Annotated in this window: 28 protein-coding genes; 13 read left to right on the top strand and 15 right to left on the bottom strand. The window is 66.6% G+C overall.

Features of this window, described 5'->3' with window-relative positions:
* Nucleotides 1–12 precede the first annotated feature (12 nt).
* The 4 genes from WG901_RS04320 to WG901_RS04305 all read right to left on the bottom strand — a co-directional run bounded on the left by WG901_RS04320 (nt 13) and on the right by WG901_RS04305 (nt 4,504).
* Complete coding sequence (locus WG901_RS04320; protein WP_339585775.1) at nt 13–897, bottom strand: enoyl-CoA hydratase-related protein; 885 nt, start codon at nt 895–897, stop codon at nt 13–15.
* Nucleotides 894–2,594, bottom strand: coding sequence for a class I adenylate-forming enzyme family protein (locus tag WG901_RS04315; protein ID WP_339585774.1), 1,701 nt, complete (start codon nt 2,592–2,594; stop codon nt 894–896). Before WG901_RS04315 ends, WG901_RS04320 begins: the two co-directional genes overlap by 4 nt.
* Nucleotides 2,595–2,666: 72 nt before the next feature.
* Nucleotides 2,667–3,458 (bottom strand): phytanoyl-CoA dioxygenase family protein, encoded by a 792-nt coding sequence (locus tag WG901_RS04310; protein WP_339585773.1) that lies wholly within the window; start codon nt 3,456–3,458, stop codon nt 2,667–2,669.
* Entirely contained in the window at nt 3,455–4,504 is a 1,050-nt protein-coding gene (locus WG901_RS04305; RefSeq protein WP_339585772.1) for a cyclase family protein, read from the bottom strand. The genes WG901_RS04310 and WG901_RS04305 overlap by 4 nt, the downstream gene beginning before the upstream one ends.
* Nucleotides 4,505–4,569: 65 nt before the next feature.
* Here WG901_RS04305 and WG901_RS04300 point away from each other — a divergent pair, with 65 nt between their 5' ends.
* Nucleotides 4,570–4,908 carry a hypothetical protein gene (locus tag WG901_RS04300; RefSeq protein WP_339585771.1) on the top strand — a complete coding sequence of 113 codons (339 nt, stop codon included), beginning with the start codon at nt 4,570–4,572 and terminating at the stop codon, nt 4,906–4,908.
* Here WG901_RS04300 and WG901_RS04295 read toward each other — a convergent pair.
* Complete coding sequence (locus tag WG901_RS04295; protein ID WP_339585770.1) at nt 4,905–6,200, bottom strand: MFS transporter; 1,296 nt, start codon at nt 6,198–6,200, stop codon at nt 4,905–4,907. The two genes, WG901_RS04300 and WG901_RS04295, sit on opposite strands and share 4 nt — an antisense overlap.
* A 131-nt stretch (nt 6,201–6,331) precedes the next feature.
* Here WG901_RS04295 and WG901_RS04290 point away from each other — a divergent pair, with 131 nt between their 5' ends.
* From WG901_RS04290 to WG901_RS04250, 9 genes are all read left to right on the top strand, one after another.
* A complete protein-coding gene (locus tag WG901_RS04290; RefSeq protein ID WP_339585769.1) occupies nt 6,332–7,432 on the top strand; it encodes an epoxide hydrolase family protein in 1,101 nt (366 codons plus the stop codon).
* Between the two features lie 131 nt (nt 7,433–7,563).
* On the top strand, nt 7,564–8,946 hold the full coding sequence (locus WG901_RS04285) for an aromatic ring-hydroxylating oxygenase subunit alpha (protein ID WP_339585768.1): 1,383 nt from the start codon (nt 7,564–7,566) through the stop codon (nt 8,944–8,946).
* An 80-nt stretch (nt 8,947–9,026) separates the two neighbouring features.
* Entirely contained in the window at nt 9,027–9,836 is an 810-nt protein-coding gene (locus WG901_RS04280) for an enoyl-CoA hydratase/isomerase family protein (RefSeq protein WP_339585767.1), read from the top strand.
* Nucleotide 9,837: 1 nt separating this feature from the next.
* A complete protein-coding gene (locus WG901_RS04275) occupies nt 9,838–10,356 on the top strand; it encodes a cupin domain-containing protein (RefSeq protein WP_339585766.1) in 519 nt (172 codons plus the stop codon).
* 14 nt (nt 10,357–10,370) lie between these two features.
* On the top strand, nt 10,371–11,228 hold the full coding sequence (locus WG901_RS04270; RefSeq protein ID WP_339585765.1) for an enoyl-CoA hydratase: 858 nt from the start codon (nt 10,371–10,373) through the stop codon (nt 11,226–11,228).
* 2 nt (nt 11,229–11,230) lie between these two features.
* Nucleotides 11,231–12,064 carry an SDR family oxidoreductase gene (locus WG901_RS04265; protein WP_339585764.1) on the top strand — a complete coding sequence of 278 codons (834 nt, stop codon included), beginning with the start codon at nt 11,231–11,233 and terminating at the stop codon, nt 12,062–12,064.
* Complete coding sequence (locus WG901_RS04260; RefSeq protein ID WP_339585763.1) at nt 12,064–12,858, top strand: coniferyl-alcohol dehydrogenase; 795 nt, start codon at nt 12,064–12,066, stop codon at nt 12,856–12,858. Before WG901_RS04265 ends, WG901_RS04260 begins: the two co-directional genes overlap by 1 nt.
* A 15-nt stretch (nt 12,859–12,873) precedes the next feature.
* The gene (locus WG901_RS04255; RefSeq protein WP_339585762.1) at nt 12,874–13,308 is read left to right on the top strand and encodes a nuclear transport factor 2 family protein; all 435 of its coding nucleotides are present in this window, start codon (nt 12,874–12,876) and stop codon (nt 13,306–13,308) included.
* Nucleotides 13,305–13,721, top strand: coding sequence for a GFA family protein (locus WG901_RS04250; RefSeq protein ID WP_339585761.1), 417 nt, complete (start codon nt 13,305–13,307; stop codon nt 13,719–13,721). The genes WG901_RS04255 and WG901_RS04250 overlap by 4 nt, the downstream gene beginning before the upstream one ends.
* A 3-nt stretch (nt 13,722–13,724) precedes the next feature.
* Here WG901_RS04250 and WG901_RS04245 read toward each other — a convergent pair whose 3' ends face one another.
* The 6 genes from WG901_RS04245 to WG901_RS04220 are packed head-to-tail and all read right to left on the bottom strand — an operon-like array spanning nt 13,725 to nt 18,095.
* Entirely contained in the window at nt 13,725–14,069 is a 345-nt protein-coding gene (locus WG901_RS04245; RefSeq protein WP_339585760.1) for a nuclear transport factor 2 family protein, read from the bottom strand.
* Entirely contained in the window at nt 14,066–15,190 is a 1,125-nt protein-coding gene (locus WG901_RS04240; RefSeq protein ID WP_339585759.1) for an Rv3169 family protein, read from the bottom strand. The genes WG901_RS04245 and WG901_RS04240 overlap by 4 nt, the downstream gene beginning before the upstream one ends.
* A 1-nt stretch (nt 15,191) precedes the next feature.
* Nucleotides 15,192–16,439, bottom strand: a complete 1,248-nt coding sequence (locus WG901_RS04235; protein WP_339585758.1) for a cytochrome P450 — start codon at nt 16,437–16,439, stop codon at nt 15,192–15,194.
* A 14-nt stretch (nt 16,440–16,453) separates the two neighbouring features.
* Entirely contained in the window at nt 16,454–16,870 is a 417-nt protein-coding gene (locus tag WG901_RS04230) for a DUF3237 domain-containing protein (RefSeq protein ID WP_339585757.1), read from the bottom strand.
* A 10-nt stretch (nt 16,871–16,880) separates the two neighbouring features.
* Complete coding sequence (locus WG901_RS04225; RefSeq protein ID WP_339585756.1) at nt 16,881–17,660, bottom strand: SDR family NAD(P)-dependent oxidoreductase; 780 nt, start codon at nt 17,658–17,660, stop codon at nt 16,881–16,883.
* A gap of 15 nt (nt 17,661–17,675) precedes the next feature.
* Nucleotides 17,676–18,095, bottom strand: coding sequence for a nuclear transport factor 2 family protein (locus tag WG901_RS04220; protein WP_339585755.1), 420 nt, complete (start codon nt 18,093–18,095; stop codon nt 17,676–17,678).
* A 130-nt stretch (nt 18,096–18,225) separates the two neighbouring features.
* Between WG901_RS04220 and WG901_RS04215 the strand changes: the two genes are divergently transcribed.
* Nucleotides 18,226–19,014, top strand: a complete 789-nt coding sequence (locus WG901_RS04215; protein ID WP_339585754.1) for an IclR family transcriptional regulator — start codon at nt 18,226–18,228, stop codon at nt 19,012–19,014.
* A 122-nt stretch (nt 19,015–19,136) separates the two neighbouring features.
* Here the strand turns inward: WG901_RS04215 and WG901_RS04210 are convergent, their stop codons facing one another.
* The gene (locus tag WG901_RS04210; protein WP_339585753.1) at nt 19,137–20,345 is read right to left on the bottom strand and encodes an LLM class flavin-dependent oxidoreductase; all 1,209 of its coding nucleotides are present in this window, start codon (nt 20,343–20,345) and stop codon (nt 19,137–19,139) included.
* A gap of 89 nt (nt 20,346–20,434) precedes the next feature.
* A complete protein-coding gene (locus tag WG901_RS04205; RefSeq protein WP_339585752.1) occupies nt 20,435–21,616 on the bottom strand; it encodes an epoxide hydrolase family protein in 1,182 nt (393 codons plus the stop codon).
* Nucleotides 21,617–21,729: 113 nt separating this feature from the next.
* Here WG901_RS04205 and WG901_RS04200 point away from each other — a divergent pair, with 113 nt between their 5' ends.
* Complete coding sequence (locus WG901_RS04200) at nt 21,730–22,908, top strand: sulfotransferase family protein (protein ID WP_339585751.1); 1,179 nt, start codon at nt 21,730–21,732, stop codon at nt 22,906–22,908.
* Nucleotides 22,905–23,897, top strand: a complete 993-nt coding sequence (locus tag WG901_RS04195) for a hypothetical protein (protein ID WP_339585750.1) — start codon at nt 22,905–22,907, stop codon at nt 23,895–23,897. Before WG901_RS04200 ends, WG901_RS04195 begins: the two co-directional genes overlap by 4 nt.
* Here WG901_RS04195 and WG901_RS04190 read toward each other — a convergent pair.
* A complete protein-coding gene (locus WG901_RS04190; RefSeq protein ID WP_339585749.1) occupies nt 23,894–24,388 on the bottom strand; it encodes an ATP-binding protein in 495 nt (164 codons plus the stop codon). The genes WG901_RS04195 and WG901_RS04190 overlap by 4 nt on opposite strands.
* Nucleotides 24,385–24,957, bottom strand: coding sequence for a nicotinamide riboside transporter PnuC (pnuC, locus tag WG901_RS04185; RefSeq protein ID WP_339585748.1), 573 nt, complete (start codon nt 24,955–24,957; stop codon nt 24,385–24,387). Before pnuC ends, WG901_RS04190 begins: the two co-directional genes overlap by 4 nt.
* Between the last annotated feature and the right edge of the window lie 25 nt (nt 24,958–24,982).

Genomic DNA, 24,982 nt, shown 5'->3' with positions numbered 1-24,982 from the left:
ATCTGATTGTGTCTAAGAGTAGTCGGGCTCGCGCCACCACGGATAGAAGTCGGGCATGTCTTCCGACGCTGTCTCCGGGAAATGCGGCGCGCGCTTGTCCATGTAGGCGCGGATGCCCTCGCGCACGTCGCCGGCGCGCGCGCGCGAATAGGTCCCGCGGCTCTCGATCCGGTGCGCTTCCATCGGATGCGCCATGTCGAGACCGCGCCACAGCATCTGCCGGGTCAGCGCGATCGATACCGGCGCGGCGTTGTCGATGATCTCGCGCGCCAGGCGCCGGGCCGCGGGCATTAGCTCTTCGGGCGCGAAGACTCCGCTGACGAGCCGTTCGCGAAGGGCCTCCTGCGCATCGACATGCCGGCCCGAATAGCACCATTCGAGCGCCTTGGAGATGCCCACGAGGCGCGGCAGGAAGAACGAGGAGCAGACTTCGGGCACCATGCCGCGGCGGGCATAGACGAAGCCGAACTTCGCGGTCTCGCTGGCGAGGCGGATGTCCATCGGCAGTGGCAGGCTGGCGCCGAAGCCCGCACAGCCGCCATTGATCGCGGCGATCACGGGTTTCTTCAACTGATAGAGCCGCAGCGCCAGCGGTCCGCCGGGCTCGCGCGCTTCCTCGCGGGCATAGACCTCCTCGCCGGCGGCCCCGAGGCCCTCGGTGCGCGCCGCCACGAAAGTCTCGTCGCCGCGGGTCAGGTCTGCGCCGGCGCAGAAGGCGCGACCGGCGCCGGTGATGATCAGAACGCCCACCCCATCGTCGGCATCGGCACGATCGAAGGCTGCGAGCAATTCCTCGATCATCAGTCCGCTGGCGGCGTTGAGCTTGTCCGGGCGGTTGAGCGTAATCGTCGCCACGCCGTCCGCCAGATCGTAGAGGATGTGCTGAAAGTCGCTCATGCCGGCTCGCGCAGCGCCTTGAGGAAAGTCCCGCGATCGATCTTGCCCGAAGCCGTGCGCGGCAGGGCGTCGCGCTGGAGCGCGACGTCGCGCGGCACCTTGTAGATGGCGAGGCGCTGCTTGCAGAATGCCTTTATCTCGTCGGCGTCGGTCTCGGCGCCGGGCTCGAGCACCGCGGTCACGGCCAGTCTTTCACCAAGCCGCGGATCGGGCCGGCCATAGGCAATGACCTCACGCACCGCCGGATGATCGCCGACGACGCGTTCGACCTCGGCGCAGTATATGTTCTCGCCGCCCGAGATGACCATGTTCTTCTTGCGATCGACGATCGAGAAGATGCCGTGCTCGTCGACCGTGGCCACGTCGCCCGAGGCGAGCCAGCCGTCCTGTAGGGTCTCGGCTGTCGCCGCGGGATCACCGACATATTCGTTCATCAGCATCGGGCTCGAGACCCAGAGTTCGCCCGCCTCGCCCGGCGCGGCCAGACTGCCGTCGTCACGGCGCAGCTCGATCTTCACGGTCGGCGCGGCCCAGCCGCAGGCGGCGGGGTGATCGAGGTAGACGTCGCCGCTGATCCCGCAGGTCCAGGCGGTCGCCTCGGTCTGGCCATAGCCGTTGGCGAGCTGGCAATGCGGCATGCGCGCCTTGATCTCCTCGACCAGCGCGAGGTTCAGTGGCGCTGCGCCGTTGACCATGTAGCGGACATTGGCGAGCATCTCGGGCGTGGCGCGCGGGCTGCGGAACATGTCGAACAGCATGGCCGGCACGAATGAAAGCCGCGTCATGCCGACATGCTCGATCATGTCGAAGGCGACGTCGGTACTCCACTTGCCCATGATGTGGATCGTCGTGCCGAGGCTTAGCGCGCGCAGGACCGGCATGATGCCCGAGAGGTGGAACATCGGCCCAAGGATCACCGCGGGCGTGGTCATCGCGCGGCGATCGGGCGGCAGAGTCTCGCCGCTCTCCTCCTCGTAGCGGACGTCCTGCAAGCTGCCCATGAAGGCCGCGACCGAGACCGAATGCGCGAGCGCGCCGTGGCTCAGCAGCGCGCCTTTGGGAAAGCCCGTGGTGCCCGATGTGAACAGGATGATCGCACCCTGCCCCGGTGCCATGTCGGCAGGCGCGAAGTCGACACCCGGCCGCGGCGCCGAAAGCGCGACGAAATCTGCGTCGCGCGCGCGCAATGGGACCTTGCGATCGCCGATGACGATCCGCGGCCAGGCGGGATCGGGCTGCTGAGCGGTGATCACGTCGTCACGCTCGCCATCCAGGATCGCCAACGTGCAGCCGACCTTGTCGATCGCGCGCAGCATTTCCTCGGCGGCGCCGCGGCTGTTGACCAGTGCCGCGACCCCACCGAGCGACGTTATCGCCAGAAGGGCGATGATCCATTCGGGGCGATTGGCGGTGACCACGGCTACCGTCGTCCCCCGCCCCACGCTATAGCGTTCGCGAAGCGCCTGCGCGAGCGCGGCAGCGCGGGCGAAGCCCTCGGCATAGGTCAGACGCGTATCGCCATGGACGACCATCAGCCGATCGCCATAGGCCATACCCTGGCGATAGAGCCCGGCGAGGTTGCGCGGCGCGCCCTTGAACACCTCGTGGACCTGGTCGCCGATCTGCTCGGCCACCAGCTCGAAGGCCTTGCCGGGGCCGATCAGCCGCGCGACCAGCGGATCGCGGATGTTGCTCACTTCTCCCGGCACCTTCGACTCCCGATTAATGCTTTACGCGCGATGCATATCTTCGCTGGCGAGATGTGCAAGTCAGGCGAGCTTTGGGAAGACCGGATGGCGGAAGGGATCGCCGTCACGCAGATTGTCGTGAAGCCCCGGAACGTTCGGCGCGGCCGTGCGGCCCGGGCGGGCCTGATAGGTCGCGTCCTCGCCGAAGAAGCGCAGAGTCAAGGTCCGCCGCCGTCCCTGCGGTCCCGGTGCGCCGCCGCCATGGAGTACGCTCGGGTGGAACAGCACGACGTCGCCGGGCTCGGTCGCCCAGCCCTGGATAGGCCACCGGCTGCGATCGGCCTCGATGTCGGGCAGCCGCGGCAGGTCGCCGGCCTTGTAGAACGGATCGGTCGGATCGCCGGGCTTGAACGAGGTGCCGTTGTAGACCGGCCCCTTGTGGCTCCCCAGGCAGTATTCGAGCGTCGCTTCGCGGCTGACCGGATCGAGGCTGATCCAGCAGACCGCATGATGCGCGCCGGCGACGGGCATATAGGGCGTATCCTGGTGCCAGGGCGTGAAGTTGTCGGTCGCTTCCTTGTGGAAGATCTGTTCGTACATGTACCAGACCGACCCACCCCAGAGCCTGGCGAGCAACGGCGCGATCGGCGAGCGCCGGAGCATGCCGTCATAGGCGGCATAGCTCGCCGGATTCGACAAGTCCTGCCACGATCGCTCGTCGCCGCCCATCGTCGTGAAACCCGGCCCGCGGTTGTCGCGCGTCCATTCGTAGGCTGCCGTCGCGTCGGCAATCTGCTCGGGTGAGAGCAGCCCGCGCAGGCAGGCTACCCCGTCGCGGCCCCAGGCCTCGCGCAGCGCGGCCGGGTCGGTCATACCGTGCCCACCCCGGTCACCGGTGATCCCACCGCGCCGGGGAGGCGCAGCGGCGGCGCGGTGAACAGGAAGCGTGAGCGGCCGTTGGCGCGCAGCCAGTCCGCGAGGTCGCTGAGCAGGAACATTTCGCCGAGCGGGATTCCGAGCTTGAACAGGCAGTGGTTGTGCAAAGGTACGCGCGATCCGTGCGGCGTCTCGCGCTTGAAATCGGGCATGCATTCGACCGCCTCGTTGTCCGAGACGAGCGCGACTGCGCCGCTGTCGGTGATCCACTGCAACAGGCGATCGTCGAAACCATCGAGCCCCGAGCAGCGGTGCGGATCGACCTCCACCGAGACGTCTTCGTACTGCGCCAGCAGCGCCCGGTCGAAGCCGGTGCGGAAGCAGAGCACGTCGCCCTCCTCGACCTCGACCTTGTCCGCCTCGAGTATCCGCATGAGCCGATCGTAGCCGATCCGCTCGGCCTCCAGCCCGACATGCGCGAACAGATCGATCATCACCCCGCGCGCCTGCAGTCCGGTCTCGGCCAATGTCTCGATTCCGAGGCGGGCGGCGCCATAGGGGCCGTCCTTGGGTTCGCGGTCGTGCAGGTAGTCGAACGGCCCGTGGACGTGATCGTGCGCGCGATAGCCGTTGTAGTAGGTCGCTTCCGCTTCGCCCGTGCCATCGCCGTCGTAAAGGAAGCCCATGTGGCAGAGCGAATCCCACTGCGTCGAATATTGCAGGCTCAGCAGCGCGCGGTCGTCGCAGACCACGTCCTTCTGGCCGGGAAACATGCGGCCATAGGGATAGTTCATCGCCGGGTCGTCGCCGCGCATCGAGAAGGACATCTCTGGCGGGAAGCGGCGCGGGTTGATTTGCACGCGCGGGCAATCGAGCGGCAAGGACAGGCAGAAGGCCAGCCCCTCGCGCACTTCGGCGGCGGCGGCACGGCGGCGCTCGGGGGTGACGAGGTTGAGCCGGCCGATCTGGTCGTCGGGGCCGAAATCACCCCAGTTCGAACCCTCGGGGCGCTCTCTCCAGCGCTTGCCATCCGCTTCAGTCATTGAATCTCTCCTGTTGCATTATCACAGCACGGCTTGCATGCCGGGGCAAGGAGAGGATCGAATCGATGCCACGCTTTACCTATGCCGTCCTGTCTCGCGCGCTCGAAGGACGCGAGGACGAATTCGTCGCCTGGTATCGCGATCGCCATTTCGCCGACGTGTTGCGCATGCCCGGCGTTGTCGGTGGCAAACTCGTCAGCCTCGATTTCCAGCGCGTCTACGAACTCGACGCCGCGCCGCAATGGACCCTGCTGACGCTCTACGAGCTCGAAGGCGAGAACCCCGAAAGCGTAATCGATTCGATCCGCGCCGCCTCGGGATCGGACGACATGCCGATGTCCGATGCCCTTACCAAGGCGGGCATGGTACAGGCGGCGGGGCGCGTGATCGCCTCCAGCGACTAGGTCGCCGCCGCGCGCATCCGGCGAACCGCCGGTGCGGCGAGGAGCACGAACACGCCCGCCAATGCATAGATCGGCAGGCCGAACAGCATCATCGCCTCGGCCACGCGCGTTTCGGCGCGCAGCACCTCGTTGGTCACCAGCGCGACGGCCGTCGGCCCCAGGCCGAAGCCGATCAGGTTGCCGACGAACTGGTACATGGCGATCAGCAGGCCCCTGCCCTGCGGCGGCACCAGATCGGGCAGCAGCGAGTAGCAGGCTGCACCGACCACGCCCGAGAGCACGACCGAGATCGAGAGCGCGATTACGATACCCGGCACGAACTGGGGCTGCAGTAGCGGTAGCAGGACGATCATCTGTCCGACGAGCGCCACGGCCGTGAGCTTGAGGCGCCCGGTCCTCGGATCACGCCGCGCGGCCCAGTCGCTGAGCGCACCGCCGATAACCGCCGCGCCGATGCCGCCGATCAGCGAGACCGAACCGAGCACCACGCCGGTCTCGGTCGGGGTCAGTCCGCTCTGGCGCATGAACACCGCCGGCCACCAGTTGCCGACGCCGTTGCCCGCGACGGCGATGACCACGAAGGCGGCGAAGAGCAGCAGGAACATGGCCCCGTGCCGACGGACATGGGCGATCATGCCGAAGCTTTCGCCGATGCCGATGGTCGCGCTTTCGCGCGGCGGCTCGTGGACGAGCAGGAGCAAGGGCGTGGCGATCAGGCTGAAGAGGCCCGCGCCGAACAGCGCGAGTTGCCAGGCCGCGAGCCGTCCGACCAGCGGCAGGACGGGCTGATGGTCAGCGAAATGGTCGAGCAAGGCGCCGCCGACGAAATTGGCCAGTGCCCCGCCGAACATCGAGGCCGCAAGCAGCAGCGCGGTCGGCTTGCCGCGCTGTTCGGTTGGGAACAGGTCTGCGACGATCGAGATTGCGGCGGGCGCGAGCACGGCCTGGAATGCGCCGAGTACCATGCGCGCCGCGAAGAAGGTCCAGAAGTCATGCGACAGCGCGCAGGCCAGAGTTGCCGCGCTCCAGCCCAGCATACCCGCGAGCAGCAGGTTGCGCCGGTTCCAGCGGTCTACCAGATGGCCGAGCGGAATGCCGACAACCGAGAAGCAGATCGCGAAGGCCAGGCCGTAGAGCAGCGAGACCTCGGTGTCGCTGAGCGCCATCGACGCCTTTATGCCGGGGACCAGCAGTAGCAGGATCAGCCGGTCGAGCATGGCCATCGCCCAGACCAGCGCCAGGATCCAGACCGTGCGCCACGCGCCCGGGTGTCGCAGCTCGCTTGCCGGCATCGTGCTCTCCTTTTGTGTTCTCTTGTCGGAGCCTGGCATGACCTCGGAAAAATGCAACGCGATGTTTGCATTGTATCGAGGCGCTGATAGACCGCGACCGGACTCGCCCACTCTGACCGGAAGACCGCATCGTGAAAAGACCGTTTTGCCTGGAGGTGCCACGAGCCCGGCTCGATTGGATCGCCGGGCGAGTCGCAGATGCCGTGATCGGCTATGCGCCCGATGACGACGCAGACTGGAAGTACGGCACCGACGCGCGCTATCTGGCGGAGTTTCGCGATCACTGGCGCGACCGTTACGACTGGTCGTCGGCGCAGGCGGCGTTCAATGCGTTGCCGCAGTATACCGTCGAGATCGAAGGCATCGCGATCCACTTCTACCACCTGCCTGCGACCACCGGCGAGCGCGGATATCCGCTGATCCTCAGCCATGGCTGGCCGGGCTCGGTGCTCGAATTCCTCGAGGTCCTGCCGCTGCTCGCGGCGCGCGGCTACGACGTGGTCGTGCCTTCGTTGCCGGGCTACGGCTTCTCGGGCCGTCCGCTCCGCCCGATCGGCGCGCGCGACATTGCGCGCATGTGGCGGACCTTGATGGTCGAGGTGCTCGGCTATCCGCGCTTCGGCGCGCAGGGCGGCGATTGGGGCGCCTCGGTCACCACCGCGCTCGCCCAAGATCACGGCGACGTCGTCGCGGCCATCCATCTCAATTATCTGGCGCATCGGCCCAGCGGCGAGATGTCGGCCGAGGAAGCCGAATGGTTCAAGGCCGCACGGCGGCGGATGAACGACGTCGGTGCCTATTCGAAGCAGATGACCACGCGCCCGCAGACGATCGGCCTCGCACTCGCCGATACGCCGGTGGGTTTTGCCTCGTGGGTGCTCGAGAAATACCGCGCCTGGTCGGACAACGACGGTGACATCGAGAGTGCGTTCAGCAAGGATCAGCTCATCACCAGCGTGATGACCTATCTGGTGAGCGACAACGTCCAGGCGTCGATGTGGCTCTATAACTCGATGACGACTGCGCGCCCGACCGATGGCGGCCCGATCGCCCTGCCGATGGGCTTCGCTCATTTCCCGCGCGAGACCGTCCCGCCACCCCGCGCAGCCGCCGAAAAGCGCTTCAACATCGTGTCCTGGCAGGAGATGTCCAAAGGCGGGCACTTCGCCGCCTGGCAGGAGCCCGAACTCTTCACCGAAGAGGTCAGCGTCTTCTTCGATCGCTGGCGCTGACCATATCGCCGGTACGGTGCCATGAGGCCGTGACGCGAGAAAGAATTCACAAGCCGCGATGCATTAATTAGCATCGGCGCGAAGACCGACGATCGGAGGCGACTCGGAGACGTCGGCAGGAGAGAGAAGACATGACCCAGGACGTCCAGGCCGCGCTCGAACAGGTACCCTTCCAGGTGACCGAGCCCAAGCTCATCCCCGCCCAGCGTTATTACGACGAAGCCTTCTTCAAGCTCGAGAACGAAAAGCTCTGGCCGCGGGTCTGGCAGATGGCCTGCCGGCTCGAGGAGATCCCGCACATCGGTGACTACACAGAGTACACGATCCTCGACCGCTCGGTGATCGTCGTGCGGACCAAGGACGGGGTGAAGGCGTTCCACAACGCCTGCCGCCACCGCGGCGTGCAGCTCGTCGAAGGTCCGGGCAACTGCGGCAAGACCGGCTTCATCTGCCCGTTCCATGGCTGGCGCTGGAGCGCCGAGGGCAAGAACACCTTCGTCTTCGGCAAGGCCATTTTCGACGAGGCCCTGCTCGACCATGCGCAGATCGACCTGCCGCAGGTCCGCTGCGAGTTCTGGGCGGGCTGCGCCTTCATCAACTTCGACGACGACGCTCCAGGTCTGATCGAATCGCTCGGTCCCGTGGTCGACATCCTCGATGCGCGGCACGTCGACCGGCTGAAGATGGACTGGTGGTATGGCACGGTGCTGCCGACCAACTGGAAGCTCGCAATGGAGGCCTTCATGGAAGGCTATCATGTGATGCGCACGCATCCGCAGCTCCACGATCTGATGCCGATGAGCTCCTACGGCACCGACGGCGGCGAGGCCATTCCGACGCGGAACATGGATTCGCGGATGATGGTCAACAACATGATCGACTTCTACGCGCGGCTCTCCACCGGCATGGCCGGCATGGTCCACGAGACCGAGGTCGCCGTGCTCGAACGCCTGCGCGACATGGAGGTGCCCGAGGATCCGATGCACGCGCTCGGCGCCTTCTTCGCCAAGGCCCAGGCCGACATTACCGCCGATGGCCTCGCCCGCGGCGCGCCGATGTTCGACATTCCCAAGGTCAACCAGGAGAAACCATTCCACGACGTGGAATTCATGTTCCCGCACTTCTTCCTGCTGCCGAGCTTCGCGGCGATGAGTTCGTATCGCATCCGTCCGCTCACGGCCGAGACCTGCCTGTTCGAGATCTGGTCGCTGGTCTTGCGCCCCGAAGACGAGGAGTTCGACACGCCTAGGGCGCCGACGATGCTGCCTTACGATTCGGAAGCTTTCCCCGAGATTCCGATGCAGGACTATTCGAACCTGCCGCGCCAACAGCGCGGGCTCCACGCCGGCGGCTTCACCCACATGCGGCTCTCGCACGAGCAGGAGGGCATGATCAGCAACTACCAGCGGCTCGTCGACGGCTATCTCGCCGGGCTCGACGATGAGACGCTGCGCAAGGGGCAGAACGCGGTCAACAGCGGCTACAACGCACCGATCCTCGACATAGGCTTCTGAGGCCGGCCGATGGGGACTTGCGCGCGCCGTCGTGCCCGTCCCACAATCGCCCCACAACAAGCCATGGGAGCCGAAGAGAGATGACCGAAGAACCGCACCTGCTGGTCGACGTGGTCGAGGAGAACATCCTCGTCGCGACGTTCAACCGGCCCGACAAGCTCAACGCGATGAGCTTCGAGCTGATGGAAACGCTCGAAGCGGCGGTCGAGCGTTACCGCGACACGCCCGAGCTGCGCGTGATGCTGATCAAGTCGCACGGCCGCTATTTCTCGGCCGGCGCCGATCTCAAGGCCAACGGTCCGCAGCGCGAGTTCCCGACCAAGGGCTCGCAGGTGCGCGAGCAGCACCGCCGCGGCGAGAACCGCATGCGCCGCGTCTGGGACGAGATGGAGCACATCGAGAAGCCCTTCGTCGTCGCGCATCACGCGCGCTGCGTCGGCGGCAGCCTCGAGATGAGCCTGTCGTGCGATTTCCGCCTTGCCGCCGAAAGTGCGAGCTATGCCTTCCCCGAGGCCAAGTTCGGCGTGCTGCCCGCGACCAACGGCGTGAGCCGGCTCGTCCGCCTGGTGGGGCCGCACTGGGCGCGGCTGATGATCATGGCCAACGTGCCGATCGATGCGCAGGAAGCGCGGATCGCCGGGCTGGTCCACAAGATCTACCCCGACGCGAGCTTCGAGAGCGACGTCATGGGCTTCTGCCGCCATCTGGCGCAGCAGAACGCCGAACTGGTCGGCACGGCGAAGGTGGCGATCGAACTCGCCCACGATCTCGGCGTGCACCAGGCCGCCTCGGTCGAGCGGCTCGCCAACTCCGCATTGATGCTGAGCCCGGAATACAAGGACCTGATGGTCAGCCACGTCGCCAATATCGGCAAAGGCAAAGGATACTGAAATGGCCGAAGAACAGCACGACAACAGCAAGTTCCAGATCTTCCGCGCGAAGGATGCGCCGGGACTGATGGAAGCCAAGTGCATGACGGTCGAGCCCTTCAGCCCGGCCCAGCGCGCGGGCATGGATAAGGCGATCGCCGCGGGCTATCTCGAGGGCGACGAAATCAGGGTGCTCAGCCAGGTTCCGGGCTTCGGCCTGACCCACGTCTGGTTCAAGCCGGGCTATGCCCTGCCGCTGCACAGCCACGACTGCGACTGCCTCTACTACGTGATCGCCGGCACGCTGAAGATGGGCACCGAGGACCTCGGCCCGCGCGACAGCTTCTTCATCCCCGCAGGCGTTCCCTACACCTACAAGCCCGGTCCGGAGGGTGTCGAGATTCTCGAATTCCGGCACGCCAACGCTTTCAACTTCGTCAACCTGGCGAAGGGCGAGGCCTTCTGGGATCGCGCCGCGGAACAGGCCGCCAGTCATCACGAGGACTGGAAGACTGCCAAGCGCCCTTCCCTCACCGCCTGAACCGAAAGTCCGAGATGACCGAAAACCTGATCCGCTATGAAGACCCGGCACCGGGCGTCGCGCGCATCGTCCTGGCCCGCGCGGACAAGCACAATGCGATCAACCCGGCGCTGATCTTCGCGATCAACGACGCTTTCGACCGTGCGCTGAAGGACGATAGCGTCAAGGTCATCGTGCTGGCCGCCGACGGCCGCAACTTCTCGGCCGGGCACGACATCGCCGACACGGTCGAGCAATACCAGCAGGCTATGCAGGACGCCTCGCCCGGCGTCTCGACCTGGAGCGGGTTCAACGAGCCCGGCGCGCATGGCTGGTATGCGGCCGAGAAGGAAGGCTATCTCGAAAGCGCGCGGCGCGTGCGCAACGTCTCGAAGCCGACGATCTGCGCGGTCCAGGGCAAGTGCACCGCCGGCGCGCTGATCTATGCCTGGGTCTGCGACATCATCATCGCCGCGGACAATGCGGTGTTCTCGGACCCGGTCATCAACTTCGGGATGCCGGCGGTCGAATGGCTCGGCCACCCCTGGGAACTCGGCGCGCGCAAGGCCAAGGAGTTCCTGTTCACCGCCGATAGCTGGAACGCCGAGGAGGCGCACCGCCTCGGCATGGTCAACCACGTCGTGCCGCTGGCCGAGCTCGAGGACTTCACCCTGGCCATGGCGCAGAAGATCGCGAGCAAGCCGGCCTTTGCGCTCAAACTGGCCAAGGAGGCGGTCAACAAGACGCTCGACATCCAGGGACAGATGAACGCGATCGACCAGGCCTTCTCGCTGCACCACCTCGGGCACCAGCAGAACTTCCGCCTGTTCGGCTACGGCATGGACACGACCAGCCTGCCCGCCTTCGCCAGCGCGCCGAAGAAGGAAGGCTGACCGTGGCTGACAACATTGCCGGCAAGTCGGTCATCGTCACCGGCGCGGGTTCGGGCTTCGGCAGGCTGACCGCCGAGAAGCTTGCCGCACGCGGCGCGCGGGTGACCTGCGTCGACGTCGACGGCGAGGCGGCCGAGACCGTCGCAGCGGCGATCCGTGCGGACGGCGGAGAGGCCCAGGCGGTCGCGGCCGACGTCACCTCGATCGAGGCCATGCGCGAAGCCGTGCAGTCGGCGGTCCTCGCCTACGAGGCGATCGACGTCATGATCAACAATGCCGGCACCATGCCGCTGGCCTTCATCGCCGACCACGCCTCTGCTCTCCCCGCCTGGGAGCGCTGCATCGACATCAACTTCAAGGGCGTGATGCACGGCTCGATCGCTGTCTACGACCAGATGATGGCACAGGGCCGCGGCCACATCGTCAATCTCTCGTCGATATACGGCAATCGCGCCACTGCTGGCGCCGCGGTCTACGGCGCGACCAAGGCGGCGGTCGACTACTTCAGTCACGCCTTCCGCCAGGAGGCGCGCGGCAAGATCAAGGTCACCGTGATCAAACCCACCGGCGTCATCGCCACGGGCCTGGCCAAGACCGTGGTCAATTCGGCCGCCGGCGCGGGCATCGTCGGGCACCACATCGCCGGATTCTACGAAGACTACGCCAAGCTCGCCTCCGGGGAGGTGCCCGAGCTCAGCGATCCCGAGAGCATCGGTCACGCCTTTCTGGCCCCCGATCATATCGCCGATGCCATCGTCCACGCGGTCGATCAGCCCTGGGGCGTATCGATCAGCGACATGACGATCCGCGCCTCGGGCGATCACTACATAAACTGATGAACGGCGCTGCGGATTCGCTCGGCTATGTCGGCAAAAGGGTGGTCGTAACCGGCTGCCGATCGGGCATCGGCGAGGCGACCGCGCGACTGCTGCTGGACGCCGGCGCTTTCGTGCACGGGATCGACTGGCAGGATGGCGATCTTCCGCTTGCCGCCTTCACCAGGCTCGACCTGCGCGATTCAGAGGCAATCGTCGAGGCGGCCAAGTCTATCGGCCCGGTCGATGCGCTGTTCAGCTGCGCCGGCCTGCCGCCGATGGCGCCGCCGCTCGACGTGCTCAAGGTTAACTTTATCGGCATGCGCATGCTGACCGAAGTGCTGTTCGATCGCATGCCGCCGGGCAGCGCGATCGTCTCGGTCGGATCGGTCGGCGGAGCACGCTGGCCCCAGCACCTGGCCGAACTGCGCGAACTCGTCGCGACCGAGGACTTCGCCGCTGCGCTCGCCTGGTGCGAGACGCACGATCTGGCGCGCGCCGATGCCTACGGCTTTTCGAAGGAGGCCATCGCCGTCTGGACGATGACCGCTTCGGCACGCACGATCAAAAACGGCGTGCGGCTCAACTGCACGAGCCCCGGCTCGGTACAGACGCCGATGCTCGCCGCGATCGAGCAGGTTACACCGAGCGAGCGGATCGACGCGGTGGCCGCGCAGATCGGCCGACGCTCGACGGCAGAGGAGCAGGCCTGGGTCCTGCTCATGCTCAACAGCCCGCGCGCGTCCTATCTCAACGGCGTCAATCTGCCTGTCGACGGCGGTTTCGCTGCCGGCAGCGCCGTCGCGCTGCGCTGAACCAAGGGAGATCGCATGACAGAGATCGAGGAACTGATGGCGCGCGAGGAGATCAAGCTCCTCAAGGCCCGCCGCGACCGCGCGGTCGATACAAAGGACTGGGACCTCTACCTCTCGCTCCACGCGCCCGATCACGTCTCGCACAACGAGGGTTACCCGCGCTGGGAAAGCGCGCAGGAGATGATCGACAACGTGCGCCAGTTGCTCGGCCCGCAAAGCAAGTCGGTCCACCATTCGCATACGCCCGAGATCACTTTCGAGAGCGACGAAAAGGCCAAGGGCATCTGGGCGATGGAAGACATGATTTTCGATGCCGCGACCGATGTCATGGTCGTCCACGGCTTCGGTCATTATCACGAGACCTACGAGAAGCGCGGCGAGCGCTGGCTGTTCACCAGTCGGCAGCTCAAGCGCACCTTGGTCAAGACGTTCGAGGTGCCGGGCCGATGAGCGCGCCCACCGAACCGCTGACCGGCGGCTGCTATTGCGGTGCTGTCCGCTATGAAGCAGCAGGCGAGCCGCGGTTGCGCGCGCAGTGCCATTGCCGTGAGTGCCAATACCTTACCGGCGGCGGTCCGAACTACTTCATGATGATGCCGGTCGAGGGCTTTCGCTACGTTCGCGGCGAGCCCGCGAGCTTCACCCGCAGCGACATCGCCAAGCCGGTCACGCGCCAGTTCTGCGGAACCTGCGGCACGCACCTGGCGACGCGGTTGCCCGATTTCCCGGCGCTCGTGCTCAAGGTCGGCGGGCTCGACGATCCGTCTGCTTTCGGCGGGCCGCAGGCGGCGATCTACCTCGTCGACCGTCAACCCTTCCATCTGGTGCCCGAGGGGCTCAAGCAGTTCGAGCGCACGCCCTGACCGTCAGATCTCGTGGGTATAGACCTCGTTGAGAACGATCTCGCGACCGCGCAACTTCACGAGCTCGAAACCTCGGAAGCGCTTGCCGCCCATGTCGAGGAACCAGCGCGCGCAGAAGCCGCCGTCGACCGGCCAGAGCTCGTCGGGGGTATAGGTCCAGTCGGGCACCGCGGGGAACAGCTTGCCGATATAGCCCAGCAGCGCCGCGCGGCCGTTCAGGCCCGCGGGCATCGCGTTGTCCTGGTAAAGGCAGTCCTCGGCGTAGAGCGCGGCGATGCGTGGAATATCCTTCTCGGTCCAGGCCTGCAGCCAGTCGGCGTTGAACGTTTCGAGCTCGTCGCGGGTCATGCGGCGCCGTCCGTCATCGCGGTGAAGCCCGCGGGGGCATAGGGTCCGAGGACGACCTGTTCGAGCACGCCGATCCCTTGCCGGCTGCCGTCGCTGACGCGCACGACCTGCTGGGTGTGGAAGTTCGCCGCTTGCAGCATGTCTAGCGCTGCGGGATCGAAGCTCTCGTGGCCTGTGGCCAGATCGCCTTTCCAGAAGCCGTGGCCCCATTCGGGGTGCATGTAGCCGATGCCCTTCATCTGGAACTTGAGGATCGGCTCGAACTGGATCGTCCGCAGCGTGTCGTCATGGCCGACGAGGTCGATCTCGGCGCTGCGCGCGAGCCGGGTCCCAGGGTGATAGGCGATGCGGTGCCGCGCCGTCGCGAGGCGGGTCAGACGCCCGTCTTCGACCGGGCCACCGGGCTCGGCATCGTAGAGCGGCGCGGTCAGCGCCTCGCGGATCAGCGGGCGGCCCTCGACGTCGTCGTAGATGATCGCCTGGCTGACGTGATCGTCCCAGAACAGCGGCGCCCAGACGAAGAAGGCGCCGACCTTGCCCGCGGGCGGCGCGCCGCCGGTCTCGGCCTCGCCGAGCTTGCGCGCGCCCCACGAGCGGTCCTTGACGCCGAGGCAGGTGTCCTCGCTGACCTGGATCTCGCCATCGGGCGTGCGGATCGTGCCCGACCAGCGGCCGAACAGGTCGAAGCGTGTCGCGTCCATCGTCCGCTTGGCGCCGCTCCACAGGGTCTGGCGGCTCTCCTCGATCGCCGCGGTGCGGGTCGAGAAGGTCAGGTCGCAGGAAAGACCGCTCTCGTTATCTTCCAGCACGACGCGCGTGCGGCGCATCGGTTCGGGCAGCTCGATGCGGAACGGGCCGACCTGCATCTCGGTGCGCTCGCTCGGCGCGCGCCGCGAGGCGTAGAAGCAATGCTGCAGCCCGCCCTTGCGCACCACGCTGAACGCGCAGTCGAGCACGCCGCGGTGCGGATAGAGCCCCATGGCGATCCCGAAATACCATTCGCCGTCGATCGAGAAGCCGTTGAACCACGAGCGGTCGTAGGCGTTGCGATCGGTCGTCGCGACGTGGGCGATCGGCTCGGGCGTCTGATGGATCGGGTAGTCGTCGAGCCGGTTGAGCATGTCAGTTCATCACGTAGCGGATCGGCAGCCGGATCGGCCCGTTGACGAAGGTCGCCGCGCTCATCTTCGGATCGCCGTCGAGCTCGACGCTCTCGAGCCGCGGCAGCAGTTCCTCGAACAGGATCTTCATCTCCATCCGCGCCAGCGCCTGGCCCAGGCACAGGTGCCCGCCATTGCCGAAAGCGACGTGGCGGTTGGGCTTGCGATCGATGCGGAAGGCGTCGGGATCGGCGAACATAGCCTCGTCGCGGTTGGCCGAGGCGTAGCAGAGCATCAGCCAGTCGCCCTTGGCGATCGCCTGTCCGTTGACCTCTGTGTCCTGCGTCGCCGTGCGCATGAAGTGCTTGACCGGTGAGGTCCAGCGGATCGCCTCCTCGATCATCGGCCCGATCAGCTTGGGATCGGCCTTGAGCTTGGCGAGCTCCGCCGGGTTCTCCGCCAGCGCCCACATCGCCCCGCCGGTCGAGGACGAGGTCGTGTCGTGGCCGGCCGTGGCGACGATGATGTAATAGCCCATCGTCGTCAGCGGATCGATCGGCTGCCCGTCGACCTTGGCATTGGCGATCAGCGAGGCGAGGTCGCCCGTGGGATTGGCGCGGCGATCCTCGGTCAGCTTGTTGAAATAGGCCATCATCGTGAACAGCGCCGTGCGGTCGCGCTCCTGCGGCGGCGGCACGCCGTCGACCAGATCGTCGGGATCGGCGGCGCCGAACAGGCCCTGGGTGAGCTGGAGCATCAGCGGCTCGTCCTCCTCGGGCAGCCCGAGGATCGCCATGATCACCAGCAGCGGATAGTGCAGCGCGATCTCGTTGACGAAGTCGCAGCGTCCGCCCGAGGCGGCCATGCGATCCACGGCCCGGCGCGCCAGTTCGCGCACGCGATCCTCGAGCAGCTTGAGGTTTGCCGGGCGGAACCAGTGCGCGGTCATGTCTCGGTAGATGCCGTGCTCGGGTGCATCCATCTGGATCAGCGACTTGACCGTCACCCCGCCGCTCTGCTGCAGGTTGCGCTCGATCTCGGCCTGGGTGAACAGGATCGACTGCGGGCCATTGGTGAACAGGTCGTTCTGGCGGCTGATCTCCATGACATCGGCATGGCGCGTGACCACGCGGAAGCGATCGTAGCCCTCAGCCTCGACCGTGCCGAGCGGATCGTTGGCGCGCAGCCACTTGTAGGCGTCGTAGATCCGCCCGTCCGAGTAGGCGCGGATGTCGACCAGGGTGTCGCGGATGTTCGGCGGGACGGCCATCGGATCTGTCTTCCTCAGCGGATTTCGTAGAATTCGTATTCGATGCGCGTGCCGTCGGGACCGGGGATCAGCTTGCCCTTGCCCACGGCCTGCACCGCATTGAGCCAGGCGTAGCGTTCGTCGCCCGTCTCGAAGACCGGGGCGACGCGGGCGTGGAGCCCGTTGGCGCGGTCGGCCAGGTCGAGCCGGCCGCCGTAGGTCACGTAGATCAGCGCGTCATCGTGGGTGCGCAGGGTCATGCGCACGTCGATCGCGGCGACGGTGCCGGCGATCGACATCCAGTCGGCCGCCGCGGCGCCGGCGAGGCTCGCGGTCACGCGCTCGCCTTCGAGGCTGACCGCGCGGATGTCGCCGATCGAGCGGCCGCCGCCTACGCCATGCGGTGGCGCGACGTCGACGACGGCAGTGGCGAGCGGGATCAGTTCGATCATCTAGGGTTCCTCACTTGGCCGCGAAGCGCACGCCGGCGTCGAGCCGGATCGCCTGCGCGTTCATGTAGGTGTTGCGGCAGAGTTCGAGCGCCAGGCTGGCATATTCGTGCGGCTCGCCGAAGCGGTTGGGATAGGCGGTCATCGCCGAGAGCCGATCCTTCAGCGCCTGCGGGGCCTGGTTCATCAGCGGGGTCGAGAAAATGCCCGGCAGGATCGTGTTCACGCGAATGCCGAAGCGCGATAGGTCGCGCGCGATCGGCAGGGTCATGCCCGCGATCGCCGCCTTGCCCGCGGCATAGGCGGCCTGCCCCATCTGCCCGTCCTGCGCCGCGACCGAAGCCGTGCAGACGATGGCACCGCGTTCGCCGTCGACCGGATCGAGCGTAGCGCAACCCGCGGCGAAGCGCGTGATCGTCGCGAAAGTGCCGACCGCGTTGAGGCTCACCACGCGCGCGAACTCTGCCGTGGGAAACAGCTTCATCGCGCCGGTCTCGCGGTCCTGACTCACCGTGGTCTTGGCATTGCCGCCGCCGGCGCAGGAGACGAGGATCCGCTCCTGACCATGGGCTTCGCGTGCCTTGGCGAAGGCGGCATCGAGGCTGTCGTCGGAGAGCACGTCGGCCTGGCAGAACAGCGAACCGGTCTCGGCCGCAGCCTTCTCTCCGGCCTCGGGATTGAGATCGAAGATCGCCACCCGGACACCCGCATCGCGCAAGGCCTGCACCGTCGCCAGGCCGAGACCCGAGGCGCCGCCGGTTACCACCGCGGCCAGGCTGGAATCGATTTTCATCCTGTCATCCTCATCCTATTTCGTCGCGAACAGCGGTGGTGTTCCGCTGCCGATCTTTTGCATCTGCACCCTGGTGTGGGCGATCTTCCAGCCATCGGCGGTGCGCACGACGGTGCGGAAGTACCAGCCCATGTTCCAGGCAGCGTCCTCCGCGGCGATGAACAGGTAGTTCTGGATCGTCTCGGCGCTGTCCCCGTTCAGCGTGATCCGCATCGGTCCGCCCAGGTGCACGCCGTGCGGCGCCTTCGACAGCATGTCGCGCACCGCGTCGCGGCCCTTCAACTCGCGGCGATAGACCTCGTAGACGGTGTCCGGGGTGAACAGGTCGAGCCATTCCTCGAAGTCGTTGACCTCGAGCCGCAGGCAATATTCGTCGAGCACACGGCGCACCGCGAGTTCGTCCGCCAGCCTCTGGAATTCCGCGTCGCTCGGCATCGTCACCCCATCCTTGGCGGCAGCGATGGCAGAGGGTCCGGATGATTGCAATACGTCAGGTTCATTTAGGAACTGGTTCCGTCACCGCGATGCTTGCCCGGCGCTCACCCGGCGGCCTAGGGTGGCGGCGATGACCTTGATCGCCTCCCGCAGTCCTCGCAGCCCTTCGGCCCATGTCCGCGTCAAGCGGCCCGGCGACCGACGCAGCCTGTCGCGCTCGGCGACGCGTGCGCTCGACGTGCTCGAACTGTTCGGACGCGAGCGCCGGCCACTGCGCGCGGTCGAAATCTCGCACACGCTGGGCACCCATCCCTCGACGACCAACCAGTTGCTCAAGACGATGCTCGATTCGGGCCACCTCGCCTTCGATGCCAGGGCCAAGACCTATCTGCCCTCGCCGCGGCTCGCCGAGTTCAGCGCCTGGATCATGGCCAGCTACGGCGCCGACGGCCGCCTGCGTGACCTGATCGACGCGGTCCATGCGGCGACGGGCATGACCGTGACGATCTCGACGCCCAACGACCTGTTCATGCAGCTGATCGACTGCACCGTGGCTTCGGGCGAGCGTGGCGAACGCGGGCTGTCGGTTTCGGTCTTCGGTTCGGCGATCGGCAGCGCCTACCTCGCGTCGCTCGACGACGACGAAGTGCTGCGCCTGGCCGACCGCGCGCGGGTGCCGGCGGGCGACGTTCCCGGCGTGCTTCAGGACCTCGCGCAGATCCGCCTGGCCGGCTTCGCCGACGGTGCCACCGCCGGATCGGACTACTGGTCGCTGGCCATGCCGCTGCCGCTGCGCGCGCTGCAGGTGCCGACCGTGCTCGGCCTTGCGGGAAGCGCGGCGCAGGTGCGCGAGCGGCTCGGGGAGTTGCATGTGATCATGCGCGAGGCCGTGGCCAATTGGGCGCCGGTGGAGGAGTAAAATGAGATCCTCCCCTGCAAGTCTGAAGGACTGACGGAGGGGTTTAACCGCCAGCGGGGACACCCCTCCACCACCGGACTTCGCCCGGCGGTCCCCCTCCCCCAAAGGGGGAGGATCGATAGTCAGGCCTTCAGCAGCTCGTTCTTCTGCCACAGCGCGCCGGTCTCGGTCTGCTTGGCGGTCTCGGCGATCTGCGCCTCGAGCCCCGCGGCCACGCGATGTGCGCCGCGCTTCTTCAGCTCGGGAATGACCTTGGTCCCCAGCAGCTCGATCGACTTCATGATCGCGTCGTGCGGCAGGTAGCCGAAGTTGAGGTAGCAGAGCAGCTGGTCGACCCCGGCCTCTTCATAGCGCAGCAGCTTCTGCAGGCACTCGTCGGGCGTTCCGACGATGACCATGTCCTCGCGGTCGAATTCCTCGATGTCGAACTCGCCGCGCGCGCGGCTCTCCAGCAGCGGGAAGGCCTGCGCCTGCTGTTCGGGTGTCAGGTGCGCCATTTCCCACTTGAGGTGGAATTCGGCGATGCCCTTGTACCACCACCACATCGACTCCCAGAGCCGGTTGGTGCCGAAGGTGTCGCGGCTCTCGGCGCAGTGGACCAGCGTATAGACGCCGACCTTGTTGGTGTGGACGCCGGTCAGCGGCGTCGCGGTCTTCTGCGCCTCGCGGTAGGTGTCGATAACCTGCCTGAGCTTGTCGAGCGGCTGCATGATCGAGAAGCACAGCAGGCCGCAGCCGTTTTCGCCCGCCATCGTCGCCGAGCTCTCGGTCGAGGCCGCCATCCAGGCCGGCGGATGCGGATACTGGTAGGGCTTGGGCGTGACCATCCGCTTGGGGAACTTGAGGTACTCGGAATCCTCTTCGTAGTATTCCTGGTCCCACATGCCGACGACGGTCTTGGCCGCCGCCTTCATCTTTTCCTTCGAGTTGGGGATGTCGACGCCAAAGGCGATCTGCTCCATCGGCGTCGAGCGGCCCATGCCCCAGATCGCGCGGCCGCGCGACAAGAGGTCCACCGTCGCGACCTTCTCGGCGATGCGCGCGGGGTGGATGAATTCGTGCGGCATCAGGCTGACGCCGAAGCCCAGCTTGATCCGTTCGGTGATCTGCGAGAGCGCGCCGAGCACGACCTCGTTGCAGGGCATGTGGCTGCGGTTCTCGCGGAAATGGTGCTCGACCAGCCAGACCGCCTCGAAGCCCAGCTTGTCGGCCAGGACGATCTGCTCGATGTTGTCGCGATAGACCTGGCGCTCGGCCGAGCGCTGGCCCCAGGGGTGCTCGCCCGCCCAGGGCTGGGGCACGTCGAATTCGTAAAGCAGGCCGAGTTCCATCGCCGAAATCCTCTCTTCGCGTCGTTTGCTAAGCGAAGGAATACGAGCGCGGATCGGCCCGCGGCAATCGCGGGCCGGCAAATCCGTATTTACGCAGGCGCGCGCAGATCGCGGAAGAAGCTGCGGATGTCGGCGACCAGCAGATCGGGCACTTCCATCGGCGCGAAATGGCCGCCCTCGGGCAGACGCGTCCAGTGTTTGAGGTTGTAGTAGCGCTCGGCCCACTTGCGCGTCGGCACGGTCAGTTCGGCCGGGAGGATCGGGATGCCGACGGGTGCCTCGACCACGGGCGTGCGGTCGTGCGACGGCGTCCAGGGGTTGTGCGCAGCCTCGTAATAGTAACGCGCCGAGGTGTGGTAGCTCTCGGTCACCCAGTAGAGCATGACCGTGTCGATCAGTTCGTCCTTGGTGAAGCGGCTTTCGACATCGCCCTGGGTATCGGCCCAGGAACGCCGCTTCTCGACGATCCAGGCGAGCAGGCCCGCGGGGGAATCGTTGAGCCCGACCGCCGGCGTCTGCGGCTTCGAGCGCTGGAGCATGAAGTAGCCGACCTCCTCGGCCATCATGTGCGCGCTTTTCTTAAGCAATTCGGCCTCGCCGGGTTCGAAATCAGCGGGATCGGGTGGGCGCATGGCGGTCATGAAGTCGAGCGGCGCCGGCGTATGGATATGGACGCCGATCACCCTGTCTGCGTGTTTGTGGCCGAGCTGCGCCGAGATGAAGGCGCCCCAGTCACCGCCCTGCGTGGCGAAGCGCGGATAGCCGAGGCGCGCCATCAGCTTGACCCAGAGATCGGCCGTGGTCCAGAAATTCACCCCGACCTTGGTTAGCGGCGTCGAGAAGCCGTAGCCGGGCAGCGAGGGCACGACGACGTCGAAAGCATCGGCCGGATCGCCGCCGTGCGCCGCGGGATCGGTCAGCGGGCCGATGACCTTGTGGAAGTCCCAGAAGGTCCAGGGCCAGCCGTGGTTGAGGATCAGCGGTATTGGGCTCGGGGCGCCCGGTGTCCCTATGCCTTTCACATGGACGAAGTGGATGGGCACCCCGTCGATCGTGGTGCGGAACTGCGAGAAGGCGTTCATCGCCGCCTCGCGGGCGCGCCAGTCGTAGCGGTCACGCCAGTGCTCGGCCAGTTCGCGGACGTAGCCCACATTCGCGCCATAGCTCCAGGCGTCGTTGGCGAAGTCGGCGGTCCAGCGCGTGCGCGCCAGGCGGTCGTGCAGGTCGTCGAGCACGGCCTGCGGCACGTCGACGCGGAACGGTTCGATCATGGTCTATTGCCTCTCCGCGAGAAACCGCTCGGGCGGCTTTCCTTGCACGACAGTTTGCCGCAACACTCGCGATCAGCAAGCCCGGAGCGAAATCCGGCGAAAAGGAGAGAACGATGCTCGATGCGGCACAGATCATCGCCGAGGCCGAGAACCAGGTCGGCGTCGCCGATACCGACGTCGGCGTGCGCGGCAATCTCGAGCGACTGATCGCCGAGCTCGGCCGCGACTTTCCGATGTCGGATGACGGTGAAGCCTATGTCCGCAAGATGCTGCTGACCGACACGGTCAACCGTCTCGAAGGCTTGCGCTGGCTGCGCGACTTTCCCGAAATCGCCGAAGAGGCGATCGAAGCGCCGGTGTTCCTGATGGGCCTGCCGCGCTCGGGCACGACCTATTTCCAGTACCTGTTCGATCGCGATCGCCGCTTCCGGCTGATGCGGACCTGGGAATCGATCATGCCCTCGCCGCCGCCGGGCCACGATCCGGCTTCGGTCACGCGCCGCCGCGCCGCCTGGGTCGAGATCCAGAAGGGCCGCGCTCATTTCGATGGGTTCGAGGCGCTGCACCTCTACGACGAGGACGGCTCGGACGAATGCCACGCCTTCCTCGAACAGAGCTTCGGCTCGGCCGGACTACACAACCTCTATCGCGTACCCGGCTATTTCGACTACCTGCTCGACGAAGCGAACCTCGGCGAGACCTACCGCATCCACAAGCGCCAGCTCCAGCTGTTGCAGTGGAAGTCCGAGCGCCGGCCATGGGCGCTCAAGTATCCTAACCACGTCCTGGCGATGGACGAGATCCTCAAGGTCCATTCCACCGCGAAGATGGTCATGACCCACCGCGATCCGGTGCAGACCCTGGCCTCGATCTGCAAGATGACCTTCAACCTGCGCGGCATGCGGTCGGCGGGGCCGGTCGACAAGGCCGAGGTCGGCCGCGACATGCTGCATTTCATCGGCCGGCATATCGATCGCATCATGGCTTTCGACCAAGGCGCGAACGGGCACCGCGTGGTCCATGTCGATTACTACGCGCTGGTCGCCGATCCGGTCGGCGAGATGTTCCGCATCCATGAGGGCATCGGTGTGGACACGCCCGAGGACGTCGCCGAAACGGTGCGCGCCTGGCACGCCGCCAATCCCAAGAACAAGCGCGGCGCCAACGCCTATACCTGGGAGGAATACGGTCTCGACGAGGGCGCGGTGCTCGAACGCTTCGGTGACTACATGCGCCGCTTCGCCATCCCGCGCGAGAACGATGGCCTTGCCCGGATCGGCGCCCTGGCATGAGCTGGGACGCGCTCTATGCGGCCATTGCCGAGGCCCGCACGCAGATCGCCGCAGTGGCGCCCGATGCCGGGACCCTGGCCGAGGGCGAGGCCTACCTGGCACGCGTGCTCGCGGCGGGACTCGGCGGCGCCGTGCTCGGCCATCTGTTCCAGCAGGACGGCCTGTCGCGCGCCCTGCCCTGTTACGGCGGCCCCAACCCCGACTACCTGATGCGCTTCGCACCGGTGGCCGAGGGGCAGACCTATCGGCTCGAAGGGCGGCTCGAAGGGTCGGAGCGCGTTGGCGTGGGGCTCTACACTTACGGCGCCAATGGCGCGCCGCTCGAGGCGGGCTATGTCGCTTTCGACCGAAGCAACGTCGCGGCTGACGGCAGCTTCGCGCTCGACATCGGCGGCGATGCCCTGCCGATCGCGCCGGGCACGCGGGTTATGCTCACGCGCACCCTGCACCGCGATCCGGCGGCCGATCCGGCGAAACTGCGCTTCACCGGCGGTGCCCCCGCCAAGGGTCTATCGCTGGCCATGGGCAGCGCCGCGGGCGCGCTAGGCTTCGTCGCCCATTCGCTCGGCAGCAATGTCCGCGAATATCTCAAGTGGACCTCGGCGGCGCGGGGTTATCGAAATCGGCTCGATGTTGCCCCGCCCGAACTCACCGCGACGGTCCAGGGCGACCGCGACACGCAATATTTCCTCGGCGGCTTCGATCTTGCCGAGGGCGAATGGCTCGAGGTGACGATGCCCGCCGACCTCGGCGCCGGCTACTGGTCGCTCCACGCGTACAACTACTGGTACGAACATCTGCAGACCCCCGGCGCGCACGATCGCAACGTCGTCGCCGATGCCGACGGGCGCATCCGCATCGCCGTCGGCCCGAACCCGCCTTCCGGTGCCGCCAATCACATCGACACACTCGGCCGGCGCAAGGGCGCCTTCGTCTGCCGGATCATCGGTGGCGGTGGCTGTCCATCGGCCGAAGTGAAGCGCGGCTAGAGAGCTGCGATCGCCGCCAGCGCGGCCGCACGTCGCGCCGGCCAGTTGCCGGCGATCTCGACCCAGCGGACTTCGAAGCGTTCGAGCTCGTCGCGGCACAGCGCGTCGAAGCGGAACCGCTCCTGCGCCTCGGTGTGTAGCCGCAACCCGTCGTCGACCCACTGCACGTCGGGCGCCATGTGGAGATAGAGGTCGGCCAGCGGATAGTCCGGCCCGGCCATGTCGGGGCCGAGCATCATGCGGTGCCAGGCGCGCGTCATCAGCCAGTCGGTGTCGGTGATGACCAAGGCGCCGGCGGCCGCGGCGATCCGCTCCTGCTGGACGCGGGCGATCCTCTGCAAGTCCTCGGCACTGCAGTCGGTGCCGTGTTCGAGGCAGTATTCGCGACCGTACTCGGGCACCCAGACCGTGCCCAGCGCGGCCGCGAGTTCGGCCGCCAGCGTCGACTTGCCCGTGCTCTCGATTCCGTGCAGCGCGACGACGATTGTCATACCAGCGGCGCCGAGGCCACCCGGCTGCGCTGCCAGGCGATCAGTCCGAAGACGGACATCATCAGCATGACGATATAGAGTCCGGCGGTCAGGTTCAGCCCGCGCCAGACGTAGAGGACGATCGAGAGGACGTCGATCGCGATCCAGTAGACCCAGTTCTCGATCCGGCGGTAGGACAGCAGGAACTGCGCGACGACGCTGGCCGCGGCGACCGTGGCATCGACATGCGGCGCCGCGGCGTCGGTCCAGGTCGCCATCGTCTCGCCGAGCATCGCCGAGAGCGCCACGGTGCACAGCGCGCAGAGCAACAGCGTGCGCGGCGAGGACCATTCGACCACGAGGTCGCCCTCGTTGTCGATCGCGCGCGTCCACTTCCACCAGCCGAACAGCTGCACGCAGAAGAAGAACACCTGCAGCATGGCTTCGCTGTAAAGCCGCGTCTCGAAGAAGATCGTGGCATAGAGCGAGACCATGACGAGGCCGCAGGGGAAGTTCCACACGTTCCGCTGGATCAGCAACGCGATGTTGGCGAAGCCGAAGGCGACCGCCATGAATTCCAGCTCCGTCAACGCCGCATTCCCCCACCACGCATCC

It is taken from the genome of Novosphingobium anseongense (assembly GCF_037482895.1).
GTDB lineage: Bacteria > Pseudomonadota > Alphaproteobacteria > Sphingomonadales > Sphingomonadaceae > Novosphingobium > Novosphingobium anseongense.
Note: the sequence above shows the minus strand (reverse complement) of the source record. Positions and strands in the feature narration are given on the sequence as shown.

Bases quoted from the DNA above. Each gene is read 5' to 3' on its own strand.
- WG901_RS04225 (WP_339585756.1), bottom strand. From the start codon at position 17,660: ATGAAAATCGATTCCAGCCTGGCCGCGGTGGTAACCGGCGGCGCCTCG.
- WG901_RS04230 (WP_339585757.1), bottom strand. From the start codon at position 16,870: ATGATCGAACTGATCCCGCTCGCCACTGCCGTCGTCGACGTCGCGCCA.
- WG901_RS04250 (WP_339585761.1), top strand. From the start codon at position 13,305: ATGAGCGCGCCCACCGAACCGCTGACCGGCGGCTGCTATTGCGGTGCT.
- WG901_RS04195 (WP_339585750.1), top strand. From the start codon at position 22,905: ATGAGCTGGGACGCGCTCTATGCGGCCATTGCCGAGGCCCGCACGCAG.
- WG901_RS04220 (WP_339585755.1), bottom strand. From the start codon at position 18,095: ATGCCGAGCGACGCGGAATTCCAGAGGCTGGCGGACGAACTCGCGGTG.
- WG901_RS04285 (WP_339585768.1), top strand. From the start codon at position 7,564: ATGACCCAGGACGTCCAGGCCGCGCTCGAACAGGTACCCTTCCAGGTG.
- WG901_RS04300 (WP_339585771.1), top strand. From the start codon at position 4,570: ATGCCACGCTTTACCTATGCCGTCCTGTCTCGCGCGCTCGAAGGACGC.
- WG901_RS04255 (WP_339585762.1), top strand. From the start codon at position 12,874: ATGACAGAGATCGAGGAACTGATGGCGCGCGAGGAGATCAAGCTCCTC.
- WG901_RS04320 (WP_339585775.1), bottom strand. From the start codon at position 897: ATGAGCGACTTTCAGCACATCCTCTACGATCTGGCGGACGGCGTGGCG.
- WG901_RS04200 (WP_339585751.1), top strand. From the start codon at position 21,730: ATGCTCGATGCGGCACAGATCATCGCCGAGGCCGAGAACCAGGTCGGC.
- WG901_RS04245 (WP_339585760.1), bottom strand. From the start codon at position 14,069: ATGACCCGCGACGAGCTCGAAACGTTCAACGCCGACTGGCTGCAGGCC.
- WG901_RS04190 (WP_339585749.1), bottom strand. From the start codon at position 24,388: ATGACAATCGTCGTCGCGCTGCACGGAATCGAGAGCACGGGCAAGTCG.
- WG901_RS04260 (WP_339585763.1), top strand. From the start codon at position 12,064: ATGAACGGCGCTGCGGATTCGCTCGGCTATGTCGGCAAAAGGGTGGTC.
- WG901_RS04280 (WP_339585767.1), top strand. From the start codon at position 9,027: ATGACCGAAGAACCGCACCTGCTGGTCGACGTGGTCGAGGAGAACATC.
- WG901_RS04240 (WP_339585759.1), bottom strand. From the start codon at position 15,190: ATGCTCAACCGGCTCGACGACTACCCGATCCATCAGACGCCCGAGCCG.
- WG901_RS04215 (WP_339585754.1), top strand. From the start codon at position 18,226: ATGACCTTGATCGCCTCCCGCAGTCCTCGCAGCCCTTCGGCCCATGTC.
- WG901_RS04295 (WP_339585770.1), bottom strand. From the start codon at position 6,200: ATGCCGGCAAGCGAGCTGCGACACCCGGGCGCGTGGCGCACGGTCTGG.
- WG901_RS04235 (WP_339585758.1), bottom strand. From the start codon at position 16,439: ATGGCCGTCCCGCCGAACATCCGCGACACCCTGGTCGACATCCGCGCC.
- WG901_RS04210 (WP_339585753.1), bottom strand. From the start codon at position 20,345: ATGGAACTCGGCCTGCTTTACGAATTCGACGTGCCCCAGCCCTGGGCG.
- WG901_RS04305 (WP_339585772.1), bottom strand. From the start codon at position 4,504: ATGACTGAAGCGGATGGCAAGCGCTGGAGAGAGCGCCCCGAGGGTTCG.
- WG901_RS04270 (WP_339585765.1), top strand. From the start codon at position 10,371: ATGACCGAAAACCTGATCCGCTATGAAGACCCGGCACCGGGCGTCGCG.
- WG901_RS04310 (WP_339585773.1), bottom strand. From the start codon at position 3,458: ATGACCGACCCGGCCGCGCTGCGCGAGGCCTGGGGCCGCGACGGGGTA.
- WG901_RS04205 (WP_339585752.1), bottom strand. From the start codon at position 21,616: ATGATCGAACCGTTCCGCGTCGACGTGCCGCAGGCCGTGCTCGACGAC.
- WG901_RS04275 (WP_339585766.1), top strand. From the start codon at position 9,838: ATGGCCGAAGAACAGCACGACAACAGCAAGTTCCAGATCTTCCGCGCG.